This is a genomic window from Nocardia sp. NPDC059180 (assembly GCF_042754945.1).
GTDB lineage: Bacteria > Actinomycetota > Actinomycetes > Mycobacteriales > Mycobacteriaceae > Nocardia.
In genome coordinates this window covers 209,855-221,929 of record NZ_JBHZBU010000003.1, presented here as the reverse complement: position 1 = coordinate 221,929, position 12,075 = coordinate 209,855, and the positions used below count along the sequence as shown (strand labels likewise).

Genomic DNA, 12,075 nt, shown 5'->3' with positions numbered 1-12,075 from the left:
ATGGCTTCCGCACCCAACCGTTCCCAGAGCAACGGCATCGCTATCGGCCTGAGCCTCGGCATCTCGATCGGCACGGTGTTCGGCCTCACCCTCTTCGATAATCTCGCCGTCGGCATCGGCTTCGGCATGGCGATCGGTCTCGCCCTCGGAATCGCGTTGTCGTCGAAGTCCGGTTCCGGCGACTCGAACAGCGACGACAGTCCCGGAGACTGACTTCCCACCTGCCACTGGGCTCGGCCCGCTCCGCACCCCCTACCTGCGGGTCCCGCAAATCCCCCGCGATCGGGCGCGACGCACCCGATGCCGCTGCACGCGGCAGCCCGCCGATGGCGGACAATGGGGCGCACGACAGCGACCGCCATAGGTACTCACCGAAAGAGCGAGGGTGGTCGCTCAACACAAGGTGTTGTGTTGCTCGGAGTTGTCACCCACAAGGAGTAGTGTTCTGGGTGCAGGGAATTCCGTGACAGCAGCGTGCTCGGATGTGCGCGGGAAAGGCGTGGAGGCAGGATGAAACTGATCGATCGGGTGTCGGCCATCAACTGGAATCGGGTGCCCGACGAGAAGGATGCCGAGGTCTGGGACCGGCTGACCGGCAACTTCTGGCTGCCGGAGAAGGTGCCGGTGTCCAACGACATCCCGTCGTGGAACACCCTCACCGCCGATGAGAAGCAGCTGACCATGCGGGTCTTCACCGGCCTCACACTGCTCGACACCATTCAGGGCACTGTCGGCGCGGTGAGCCTGATCCCGGACGCGATCACCCCGCATGAAGAAGCGGTGCTCACCAACATCGCGTTCATGGAGTCGGTGCACGCGAAGAGCTACAGCTCGATCTTCTCGACGCTGTGCTCGACCCGCGAGATCGACGACGCCTTCCGCTGGTCGGAGGAGAACCGCAACCTCCAGCGCAAGGCCGAGATCGTGCTGGACTACTACCGCGGCGACGATCCGCTCAAGCGCAAGGTCGCCTCCACCCTGCTGGAGAGCTTCCTGTTCTACTCCGGCTTCTACCTGCCGATGCACTGGTCCTCGCGCGCCAAGCTCACCAACACCGCGGACATGATCCGGCTGATCATCCGCGACGAGGCGGTGCACGGGTACTACATCGGCTACAAGTATCAGAAGGGCCTCGAGCAGCTCACCCAGCCCGAGCGCGACGAGCTGAAGAACTACACCTTCGAGCTGCTGTTCGAGCTCTACGACAACGAGGTCGAATACACCCAGGACCTCTACGACGAGGTCGGCCTCACCGAGGACGTCAAGAAGTTCCTGCGCTACAACGCCAACAAGGCACTGATGAACCTCGGCTACGAAGGCCTGTTCCCGAAGGACGAAACCGAGGTCAACCCCGCCATCCTGTCGGCGCTGTCCCCCAACGCCGACGAGAACCACGACTTCTTCTCCGGCTCCGGGTCGAGCTACGTCATCGGCAAGGCGGTCAACACCGAAGACGAAGACTGGGAGTTCTAGACCTCCCGGCCTCCCGAGCCCGGTGCCCACGATTCGATCGTGGCATCGGGCTCGAGATATTTTGTCGGGGTGACCGGTCCCCTTCGGTGGGTCGGCGTCCACCCTAGGGAGTTTCGTTGTTGCGTCGCCTGACGATCATTGCCGCAGTGTTGGTGGGCGGCGTCGGCTGTCAGCAGCAGAGCCCTTCCTCTTCGGTCGATGAGATCTGGTTCACGCCTGCGACATCGGAGGCGCAGGTCTCCGACGTTTTCCAGCGCATTCGCAATGTCGACTCGTGCGCGCTGGTGCCGCGGTCGGCGCTGGAGGAGCAGGGGAAAGTCGGCGAGGTGCGGGTCGGGGGGCAGACGATCAACGGCTGCGAGGCGCGCCTGGACGCCGACGGATCGCCGGTCGAGGTGACATGGTCGCTGGTATGGGCGCCGCAGGCCAGTGCGGTCGACGAGACCCGCAGGGTCGGCGAGGTCAAGGTCGAGGTCCTCTCGCCGGAGGATCTGGGATCGACCGCGGAACCGAAGAACTGCTGGGTGACCGCGGAATTCCCGTCCATGGCGCAGGTCTTCCTCGACGTCGAGGCGCCGTCGCCCGTCGACACCTGCGCGGTCGGCAACGCATTGATCGATACGGCGATCGAGCAACTGCCGACCAGCCCGGCCTTCGGCATGTCACCGGATGCGGTGCGCACCGTGCTCACCGGCGCCGACCCCTGCGAGGCACTGCCCAAACTCGGTGCAACACCGTTGCCGGTGCACGACTATCAGGTCGCCCAGATCTGCCGGTTCGGTACTTCCGACGCACCGACCGCCATCGAATACGGGTACCAGGACGAAGACGAGATCCGCCGCGACGACACCATCACTGTCGATAACCGCCCGGTCTACGTGGGCCGCGTCGGGGGCGGGCAGTTCATCGGCTACACCTTCGCGGTGGGTCCGGAGCTTCCTGGCGGTGCACTGCCCGTCATCACCGTTCTCGGCAGCAACCAGCAGGAAGTCGAGCGGACCCGCGATCAGCTGATGAGGATGTATCCCATCTCCTGATCGCGGGCCGCGGCTCAGATCCCGAGTACCAGCTTCGCGGTCGTGAAGTAGATGATCAGCCCGGTGGCGTCGACCAGAGTGGTCACCATCGGTGCAGACACCACCGCCGGGTCGATGCGCAGCCGCTTGGCCAGTAGCGGCATGGTGCCGCCGATGGTGGCGGCCCAGGCACAGATGATGATCAGCGTCACGCCGACGACCACGGCGATGCGCGGGCCGACGAAGAAGGCGCCGATCACCACACCCGCCCCCGCCAGCATGGCTCCGAGCACCAGGCCCACCCGGCATTCGCGCCAGATCACCTTCAACAGGTCGCCGCCACGCACTTCGCCCACCGCGAGCGCGCGGACGCAGGCGGTGGCGGCTTGTGCACCCGCATTGCCGCCCGCACCGATGAGCAGCGGGATGAACAGCGCCAGTTGCGCGGCCTGCGCGAGAGTGCCTTCGAAATAGTCGGTGACGCTGACGGTCAACGTCGCCGCGAGCAGCAACAGCAGCAGCCACAACGCCCGGTAGCGCGCGAGCTGGAACACCCCGGCGGCCATGTAGTGGCCTTCCCACGGTGCCGAACCGGACTGCTTGGCGACGTCCTCGCTGTCGGCGGCCTCGATGACCTCCACCGCGTCGTCGAAGGTCAGCAGCCCGACCAGGCGGTCCTCGCTGTCGACGACGGGCAGGTTGAGGTCGTTGGTCTCGCGCATCAACCGCGCCGCCTTCTCCGCGGAGTCGGTGGCGCGCACGAACGCAGGCTCGGTGACGACCAGGTCGGCAACCATGGTCTCGGGACTGCTGAGCACCAGCTCACGCAGTTCCACGATGCCGCGCAACCTGCGCCCGGCATCGACCACCGGCAGCGTGTATACGGTTTCGGCGCCGGTGCCCTTGAGCTGCACGGTGCGCAATGCTTCGGCAACGGTCAGATTCCCCGGCAGCGCAACGACTTCCGGCGTCATGTACCGCCCGACCGAACCCTCCGGGTAGCCGAGCAGGGCGGCGGTCATGCGCCGTTCGCGCGGGCTCAGCCCCGCCAGGGCCTTTTTGGCGACCTTCGCCGGCGCCTCGCGCAGCATGCGGGCGCGGTCGTCGGGTGCCATCGCCTCGACCAGCTCGCGGAAACTCTGGTCGCGCATGCCCTGCAGGATCTGCTGCTGGTCGACAGGTTCGAGTTCCTCGAACACCGCCAGTGCGAGGTCTTTGTCCAGCAGGCGGAACGCGACACCAGCGCCGACGGCGTCCATGCGGGCGATCTCATCGGCGATGACATGCGGCGGGTGGGTGTCGAGCCAGTGCAGGGTGGCGTCGACGCGATGGCGTTCGACGACATCCTGCAGGGACTCCGACAGCGTGGGGCGCTCGTGGATCAGTTCGGTCTGCGACATGGCACGTCCTCGGCACAGCAGTGAGTTGCGAGTGAATCGGGAAAACGACGTCACACCGCGGGCGCTCACGCCAGTCGCTACCGCCGGAAGAACCTGCTACCGGGTATGCGAAGGCGCGGCGCCGCGCGGCCTTCGACTGGGAGGTTCGCTGCGCATCGCAACACCACCTCCTCCGGATTCGCCGCCGCGTCACACCGCTGGCAGGCACCTACCGGCGGACGGTCGACCACCGGTACTCATGCAAACGCATTCGTGTGCAGGATACATCCCATCTTCGCCAGTCGCGCATCGACACGTTCGTCACACGGCGTTTTGCTTCCCGGGCGTGTCGATAGAGCGCCATACAGGACTCACGCTGTGTGCGGAGTCACGGCCACCGCGGCGAATCCGCCTCGTGCCAGAATGGTTGCGCAAGCCGAAAAACGGGGGGCGACAGCATGAATCACGATCGACGGCATGGGCGGGTAGCGGCACGAACTCAGCTCTGCGGTAGGTAGCTGATCTGGACCAGTTCGGGTGGGCGAGATCGGGTGACGTAGGTGCCGCGGCCGGGCGGCTGAGTGGAGGGGCGGACGGCACCGAGCAGTGCGCCCTCCTCGGGTGAACCGCTCAGGAGCACGCCGTCGACGCCGAGTTCACGCATGCGGCCGAGGATCGGGTCGTGCAGCGCGTGCCCGGCACCGGAACTGGCCCGCGCGATGATCACGTGCAGGCCGATATCGTGGCCGTGGGCGAGATGTTCGGCCAGCGATGCCAGCGGATTACCGGTGGACGCGGCGCAGACCCGCTCGTAATCGTCGACGATCACGAATAGTTCGGGCCCCTGCCACCAGCTGCGGTCGCGTAACTGCTGCGGCGAGACATCCGGCCCCGCGGTCCGCGCCTCGATGTACTGGGCGACGGTGTCGACCGATCCGGTGATCGCCTGCACCGTCGGCGAGTACCGCACGACATGCGGCAGGCCTGCCGATACGTCCAGCAGCTTGCGCGCGGGATCGATGATGATGATCGCCGCTTCGTCGGTGGTGGCCGAGCGGCCGATTCCATCGATGATATTGCCGAGCAGCGTCGTCTTCCCGGAGTCGGCGTCACCGAAGACCAGCAGATGCGGTTGCTTGGCGAAATCCAGCACCAGCGGGGCGAGGTCGGTGGCCCGCAGGCCGACCACCACATGTCCGGCGCTCTGCTCGATCCCCTCCGCCTCCGCGATGGCCAGCACGTTCTCCCTGGCGACGCGGGTCGGCAGCGCGCGCACTTCGGGCGCGCGACGGTCCGGATACCGCTGGGCAAGCATGCGGGCCGAGGCGAGAACAGCATCGGGCGAGGCGCCCGGGTCCGGCTCTGCTTCCAGCCGCGGCAACGCCATCATCATGGCTTTTACCGCTGTTCCGGCGCGGATCACACCGCGCCCCGGTGTGCCGGGAACCCGGGCGGCGTCGTTCTTGGTGAACTCCGATTCCCCCGGATCATCGAGGCGCAGTTCGAGTTTGGTGCCGAATCGTTCCCGGAACACCGGCCGCAGATGCGCCCACCGCACCGCCGAGACGATGACGTGCACGCCATAGCCGAGCCCGTCGGCGGTGAGGTCGATGAGCTGTTGTTCGAGCGCTTCGTCGTGACGACGGGCGTAGCCCCAGTCGTCGACGACGAGGAATACGTCACCGAATTCATCCGACCGCGCCGGGTCCGATGACGTCTCGCGCCGCCGCCGGAATTCGGCCATCGAGGCGATACCCCATTCTTGGAACCGGCGCCGCCGGTTGCTCAGCACCCCGGCGACCTCGGCAACGGTGCGCCGCATCCGATCCGGTTCGTTACGCCCCACCACGGCACCCACGTGCGGAACCGTGCTGAGGTCGGCCAGCGAACCACCGATATCGAGCACATAGAACTGGACTTGCTCGGGGCTATGGGTGGCGGCGGCGGACAGCACGATCGCCGCCAACGCGGTCGATTTCCCGGCACGCGTTCCGCCGACGACCGCGACATTGCCGTCGTCACCGCCCAGTGACAGCACCAGAGCCCGCTGTTGCTGCTCGACGGGATCGTCGACGATGCCGACCGGGAGTTCCAGCCTGCCGAATCCACCCGGCGCCCACCGCCGCTCACTCAGCAATTCGGCTACTGTCACCGGTTCCGACAAGGGCGGCAACCAGATCCGGCGTGCTTGCTCCCCCGCGGCCCGCACCTGTGACACCAGCGAGTCCAGCAGGGTCCGCTGTACGTCTCGCGTTTCGGTCTCCTGATCGTGGCGTCGCTCGGAGCGGGCGAGGTAGGCGGTCTTGAACCGGATCGGCGCGGCGGCATCGGCTTTCAGGTACGCGAAGCCCGGAGTGCTCGGCAGCTCATAGGCGTCCGGTACGCCGAGCACCATCCGCGATTCGGCGGCGGAGAACATGCGCAAGCCGATCCGGAACGACAGATAGGCCTCGAACGGCCCAAGCCGATAGCCCTCGAGACGAGCCGAGGACAGCAGCAGGTGCAGCCCGAGGGCACGGCCGCGGCGCGCGATGGAGACCAGGGTGTCCCCGAAATCCGGTTTCTGCGCGAGTAGTTCGGTGAACTCGTCGATCACCAGCACCAGTGCGGGTAGCGGCTCCAGGTCCCTGCCGCGGCGGCGGGCGGATTCATAGGCCGCGATGTCGGCGCAGTTGTGCCGCCGCAGCGCTTGCCTGCGCCGTTCGATCTCACCCGAGAGCGTGGCCATCAGCCGGTCGACCAGGGGCAGCTCGGCGGCCAGCGCGTTCACCACCGCCGAGACGTGCGGTAGCGGCTGCAGGCCGTCGAAGGTCTCGCTGCCGCGGAAATCGACGAGCAGAAAGTTCACAGCTTCCGGCGGATGGGTCACCGCCAGCCCGAGCACGATGTCCTTGAGCAGCATCGATTTACCGGACCCGGCGGCGCCGACCAGTAGTCCGTACTGCCCCATCCCCGACTCGCCGACCTGTTTGAGGTCCAGCTCCACCGTCTCGCCCTGATGGGTGACCCCGATCGGGATCCGCAGCCGTTCGTGTTTGGACCGGTGTTGCCAGGCCACCTCGAGGTCGAGCCGGTCATCGGCGCCGATGCCGAACAGGTCGGCGAAATCGACGTTGCCGTCGAAGGACGGGCGCCGGACCTCACCGTCGACGGGGCGGGCAGGCCACGCGCCCGCCACCCGGCTGACCAGCTCGGCGGCCCCGTCGGCCAGATCGGGCAGCACCACATTGTCCGGCGGCAGCTCACGCAGATCGGGCATGGCGACGCGGAAGGGCCGCCCCCGGTACAACGCCCACCCGGGGCCGTCGGGCAGCCGCGCCGCGCGCTCGGCATGAATCCGGGATTCGTGCGGGCGGTGCAGCTGCAGTTCGATGTGCGCGGGCAGCAGATCGGCCAGCCAGTCCGGCGCCTCGGTCCAGTCGCGCGCCGTAGCCACCACATGGACGCCGTATTCGGGGCCTGCACTCGCTACTTGACGCAGGATGGCGGCGAAGTCCGGTATCTGCTCGCAGAAATCGCCCCACCGATCCAGCAGCAGGAAGATGTCGGCGGCGGGCCCACCGACCAGCACCGAGCGGGCCGCGCGCAGACTGGCAGGCGAGTCGATGTTGTTGGCGCGGTACATCTTCTTCCTGGCCCGGATCTCGGCCACGATCGTCTGCAACAACGACAGCACCTGCTCGGGTTCGTCGTCACCCGCGACACCGGCGATATGCGGCAATGCGCCCATCGACCCCAGTCGGTTGCTCGATTCGAGGACGTAGATCTGCGCCTCGTCGGGTGCGTGGGTGAGCGCGAGCGATCCGGTGAGGGTGCGCAGCAGGGTGCTCTTGCCCGCGCCGGCGCGGCCGACCACGAGCAGATTGCCATCCGGGCCTGCCAGATCCAGCCACACCGTCTCCCCAGCCGCACCGTCGTTGCGGCGTTCCTGACCGATCGGCACCTTCAATCGACCTGTGCCCCACCAGGCTTCGGCGCGCAACCCGAGGGTGGAATCCTGTTCGAGCCGGCCGAGCAGACCACCCAGCTGGACCCGATCGCCCACCTCGGCAGTACCAGGATGCCTGCGTCGCACCTTGGCGATATAGACCTCGTCTTTGAGTAGGCCGTAGTGATTCGGGGTCTGCCTGCTGGTGCGGTTGCGCACTTCGGCGAGGGTGTAGGTCCACAGATCATGTGCGCTGATTCGGCCGCTGCCGTTGTCGGCGAGCCCGGTGCCGATGCCCTTGACCATGGCGGCGGTGAAGATCGAGAGCGGCGCGGACTGGTCGGCGCCGATACGGCCGTCCTCTGCGGCTTCCACCGCACTGGTCGCGGTCAGCACGCAGATGCCGTCACCTGCGGCGAGTTCCTGGCCGACGTCGTCGATGGTCGGCGTCGATTTCATGACGTCGGCACCGAGAAAAGCGCCGCTGTAGCAGCAGTCGAGCAGGATGACCTTCGCCGCGGCCGCCGAATCCTTGATCAGTTCGCGGATGAACGTGGCCGAGATCCCGGTACTCGACAGCAGCTGCGGATCGGTATTTCCGGTGGCCAGGTACAGGTTCTGCCGGGTACGCAGGCCGTGTCCGGAAAAGTAGAGCAGCACCACATCGTCGGGTCCCGCGCCGCGGAACAACCGTTCGATGCTGCGCTCGATCTCGGCCTTGGATTCGTTGACCAGCAGATCGGTAGGCCGGAACCCGCCGATCTCCGGGTCACGCAACAGCTCTCGCAGCTGTTCGGCATCCGAGACCGGCGCGTAGAGCCGCGACAACCCGTCGAAATGGTAGGTGTCGTTGGCGATGAACAACGCGATGCGTTGTCCGGCCGGGCTACTCATCGCTGAGCAGCTCCAGCAGCCGATCGATCTGCGCAGCGGAGGCCGCGGTGATGGTGACCTCTTTTTTGCCCTTTTTGATGGTGATCGACCGCGCGCCCGCCCGGTCGATGAACTTGGCGACGATATCGCGCACCACCCAGGCCGCCGTGCCGAGCGCACCACCGGACACCGCGAGCTGTCCGATCTGTTCCACCACACCGGATTTCGCACCCTCGACGGCTGCGCCGGGTACCGTGCGCACGCTGAGGCCGCGGATCTCCTCCAGATCGGCACGCAGCTCGCCGGTCACCTGGTCGAGCCAGTCCGGCCCACGGCGCGCACCACCATCGATCACGAACACGACATCACCCATGGCCGCCACCCCTTTTCCTCACACACTCCCTATGCCACCAGGATAGCGCCGGCCACCGACAGCCCCCCAAAAGAGATGGCGCGGACCGGCGTTCACCGGTCCGCGCCACCATCTACGCGTGATATAACGCCTCAGAGCATGCAGCTCACGCAGCCCTCGACCTCGGTGCCTTCCAGTGCCATCTGACGCAACCGGATGTAGTACAGGGTCTTGATGCCCTTGCGCCAGGCGTAGATCTGGGCCCGGTTGAGATCGCGGGTGCTGGCGGTGTCCTTGAAGAACAACGTCAGCGACAGACCCTGGTCCACGTGCTGAGTGGCCGCGGCGTAGGTGTCGATGATCTTCTCGTAGCCGATCTCGTAGGCATCCTCGTAGTACTCGAGGTTGTCGTTGTCCATATAGGGCGCCGGGTAGTAGACGCGGCCGATCTTGCCTTCCTTGCGGATCTCGATCTTCGACGCCACCGGGTGAATGGAGCTGGTGGAGTGGTTGATGTAGGAGATCGAGCCGGTCGGCGGCACCGCCTGCAGGTTCTGGTTGTAGATGCCGTGCTCCATGACCGAGGCCTTCAGCGCACGCCAATCGTCCTGGGTCGGAATGTGCACGCCCGCATCGTCGAACAGCTGACGCACCCGATCGGTCTTGGGCTCCCACGCCTGGTCGGTGTACTTGTCGAAGTATTCACCGCTGGCGTACTTCGACTCCGGGAACCCACCGAAGTAGCTGCCGCGCTCGATGGCGATGAGGTTCGACGCCCGCACCGCGTGGTAGACCACGGTGTAGAAGTAGATATTGGTGAAGTCGATGCCCTCTTCGGATCCGTAGTGGATCCGCTCGCGCGCCAGGAACCCGTGCAGGTTCATCTGCCCGAGACCGATCGCGTGCGACTGGTTGTTGCCCTGCTCGATGGAGGGCACCGAGTAGATGTGGGTCTGATCCGAGACCGCGGTCAGCGCCCGGATCGAGGTCTCGATGGTCTTGGCGAAGTCCGGCGAGTCCATCGACTTGGCGATATTGAGCGAGCCGAGGTTGCAGGAGATGTCCTTGCCGACCTTGGCGTAGGACAGATCGTCGTTGAACTCCGACGGAGTGGAGACCTGCAGGATCTCCGAGCACAGGTTGGAGTGGGTGATCTTGCCTGCGATCGGGTTGGCCCGGTTCACCGTGTCTTCGAACATGATGTACGGGTAGCCCGACTCGAACTGCAGCTCGGCGATGGTCTGGAAGAACTCGCGTGCCTTGATCTTCGACTTGCGGATGCGCTTGTCGTCGACCATCTCGTAGTACTTCTCGGTGACGTCGATATCGGCGAACGGCTTGCCGTAGATGCGTTCCACGTCGTACGGCGAGAACAGGTACATGTCCTCGTTCTTCTTCGCCAGTTCGAAGGTGATGTCGGGGATCACCACACCGAGCGAGAGGGTCTTGATGCGGATCTTCTCGTCCGCGTTCTCCCGCTTGGTGTCGAGGAAGCGGTAGATGTCGGGGTGGTGCGCGTGCAGGTACACCGCGCCCGCGCCCTGACGCGCGCCGAGCTGGTTGGCGTAGGAGAACGAGTCCTCGAGCAGCTTCATGATCGGGATGACGCCGGAAGACTGGTTCTCGATCTTCTTGATCGGCGCGCCGTGCTCACGAATATTGCTCAGCAGCAATGCCACACCGCCACCACGCTTGGACAGCTGCAGTGCGGAGTTGATGGAGCGCCCGATGGACTCCATATTGTCCTCGATGCGCAGCAGGAAGCAGGAGACCGGCTCGCCGCGCTGCTTCTTACCGGAGTTGAGGAAAGTCGGGGTGGCGGGCTGGAAGCGGCCGTCGATGACCTCCTCGACCAGCTCGCGGGCCAGGACTTCGTCACCGGCGGCCAGGGTCAGCGCGACCATGCATACCCGGTCCTCGAACCGTTCCAGGTAACGCTTGCCGTCGAAGGTCTTGAGCGTGTACGAGGTGTAGTACTTGAACGCGCCGAGGAAGGTCGGGAACCGGAACTTCTTCGCGTAGGCCTGCTGGAACAGGCTCTTGATGAACTCCCGGCTGTATTGGTCCAGTACCTCGGACTCGTAGTAGTTCTCGTCGATCAGATAGTCCAGCTTCTCGTCCAGATTGTGGAAGAAGACCGTGTTCTGATTGACGTGCTGCAGGAAGTACTGGTGGGCGGCTTCACGATCCTTGTCGAACTGGATCTCACCGTCCGGTCCGTACAGGTTCAGCATCGCGTTGAGGGCGTGGTAGTCGAGTACCTCGCCGCCCTCCGCGCCCCGGATCGGGGCCTGCTCTAGGCGGGCCGTCTTACCGGACGGTGCTGTCGTTGTTGCTGCCAAAACAATCCCAATCCCTCTCGGACGCGCTCGACGTCCTCCGCGGTTCCCATGAGTTCGAAGCGATACAGGTAGGGCACCCCGCATTTGCGCGAGATCACCTCTCCCGCATAGCAGAAGGTCTCGCCGAAGTTCGTGTTACCGGCCGCGACGACCCCGCGCAACAGAGCGCGGTTGTGCGGATCGTTGAGGAACTTGGCGACCTGCCGCGGTACGAAGTCCTTATCGGACCGGCTCCCCCCCAGGACGTGCCGACCGCCCCCGTAGGTGGGGACGATCAGCACGAAGGGTTCGTCGACGCGCAGCGAATCGGCGGTGTGCAGTGGTATGCGAGTCGCCGGAATGCCCAGCTTCTCGACGAAACGATGTGTGTTCTCCGACGCGCTGGAGAAGTAGACCAGCGCGTTGTCCGGCGATTCGGACATGGCCACCTCCCTCTGACATCGGAAGGCCGGATACGTCTGTTCAGGCCGCGAGGGCCAGCGACTTGATGCGGTCGGGCCGGAAGCCGGACCAGTGCACCTCGCCCGCGACGACGACGGGGGCCTGCAGATAGCCGAGCGCCATGACGTAGTCACGCGCGTCGGCATTCTCCGAGATGTCGATGATCTCGTAATCCACCCCGGCCTTGTCGAGGGCCTTGTAGGTGGCATTGCACTGGACGCAAGCGGGCTTGGTGTACACGGTGATGGTCAATTGAAGTCCCTCTCTCCTA

9 protein-coding genes are annotated in these 12,075 nt (G+C 65.5%); 3 read left to right on the top strand and 6 right to left on the bottom strand.

Features of this window, described 5'->3' with window-relative positions; translation table 11 throughout:
- From ACFXNW_RS11495 to ACFXNW_RS11485, 3 genes are all read left to right on the top strand, one after another.
- The gene (locus ACFXNW_RS11495; RefSeq protein WP_379417579.1) at positions 1-213 is read left to right on the top strand and encodes a hypothetical protein; all 213 of its coding nucleotides are present in this window, start codon (positions 1-3) and stop codon (positions 211-213) included.
- Between the two features lie 297 nt (positions 214-510).
- The gene (nrdF, locus tag ACFXNW_RS11490; RefSeq protein WP_379417578.1) at positions 511-1,473 is read left to right on the top strand and encodes a class 1b ribonucleoside-diphosphate reductase subunit beta; all 963 of its coding nucleotides are present in this window, start codon (positions 511-513) and stop codon (positions 1,471-1,473) included.
- A 116-nt stretch (positions 1,474-1,589) separates the two neighbouring features.
- Positions 1,590-2,510 carry a hypothetical protein gene (locus ACFXNW_RS11485; protein ID WP_379417577.1) on the top strand — a complete coding sequence of 307 codons (921 nt, stop codon included), beginning with the start codon at positions 1,590-1,592 and terminating at the stop codon, positions 2,508-2,510.
- 14 nt (positions 2,511-2,524) lie between these two features.
- On the opposite strand, the gene mgtE is transcribed toward ACFXNW_RS11485, so the two are convergent.
- The 6 genes from mgtE to nrdH all read right to left on the bottom strand — a co-directional run bounded on the left by mgtE (position 2,525) and on the right by nrdH (position 12,056).
- The gene (mgtE, locus tag ACFXNW_RS11480) at positions 2,525-3,889 is read right to left on the bottom strand and encodes a magnesium transporter (RefSeq protein WP_379417576.1); all 1,365 of its coding nucleotides are present in this window, start codon (positions 3,887-3,889) and stop codon (positions 2,525-2,527) included.
- Between the two features lie 478 nt (positions 3,890-4,367).
- Positions 4,368-8,690: a type VII secretion protein EccCb gene (gene eccCb / locus ACFXNW_RS11475; RefSeq protein ID WP_379417575.1), complete on the bottom strand. Its 4,323-nt coding sequence runs from the start codon at positions 8,688-8,690 to the stop codon at positions 4,368-4,370.
- A complete protein-coding gene (locus ACFXNW_RS11470) occupies positions 8,683-9,042 on the bottom strand; it encodes a hypothetical protein (RefSeq protein WP_379417574.1) in 360 nt (119 codons plus the stop codon). The genes eccCb and ACFXNW_RS11470 overlap by 8 nt, the downstream gene beginning before the upstream one ends.
- A 131-nt stretch (positions 9,043-9,173) precedes the next feature.
- On the bottom strand, positions 9,174-11,255 hold the full coding sequence (gene nrdE / locus ACFXNW_RS11465) for a class 1b ribonucleoside-diphosphate reductase subunit alpha (RefSeq protein WP_379418103.1): 2,082 nt from the start codon (positions 11,253-11,255) through the stop codon (positions 9,174-9,176).
- A 62-nt stretch (positions 11,256-11,317) separates the two neighbouring features.
- Positions 11,318-11,785: a class Ib ribonucleoside-diphosphate reductase assembly flavoprotein NrdI gene (gene nrdI, locus ACFXNW_RS11460; protein ID WP_379417573.1), complete on the bottom strand. Its 468-nt coding sequence runs from the start codon at positions 11,783-11,785 to the stop codon at positions 11,318-11,320.
- 40 nt (positions 11,786-11,825) lie between these two features.
- Complete coding sequence (gene nrdH / locus ACFXNW_RS11455) at positions 11,826-12,056, bottom strand: glutaredoxin-like protein NrdH (protein ID WP_379417572.1); 231 nt, start codon at positions 12,054-12,056, stop codon at positions 11,826-11,828.
- Between the last annotated feature and the right edge of the window lie 19 nt (positions 12,057-12,075).

Bases quoted from the DNA above. Each gene is read 5' to 3' on its own strand.
- ACFXNW_RS11495 (WP_379417579.1), top strand. From the start codon at position 1: ATGGCTTCCGCACCCAACCGTTCCCAGAGCAACGGCATCGCTATCGGC.
- nrdF (WP_379417578.1), top strand. From the start codon at position 511: ATGAAACTGATCGATCGGGTGTCGGCCATCAACTGGAATCGGGTGCCC.
- mgtE (WP_379417576.1), bottom strand. From the start codon at position 3,889: ATGTCGCAGACCGAACTGATCCACGAGCGCCCCACGCTGTCGGAGTCC.
- eccCb (WP_379417575.1), bottom strand. From the start codon at position 8,690: ATGAGTAGCCCGGCCGGACAACGCATCGCGTTGTTCATCGCCAACGAC.
- ACFXNW_RS11470 (WP_379417574.1), bottom strand. From the start codon at position 9,042: ATGGGTGATGTCGTGTTCGTGATCGATGGTGGTGCGCGCCGTGGGCCG.
- nrdE (WP_379418103.1), bottom strand. From the start codon at position 11,255: ATGCTGAACCTGTACGGACCGGACGGTGAGATCCAGTTCGACAAGGAT.
- nrdI (WP_379417573.1), bottom strand. From the start codon at position 11,785: ATGTCCGAATCGCCGGACAACGCGCTGGTCTACTTCTCCAGCGCGTCG.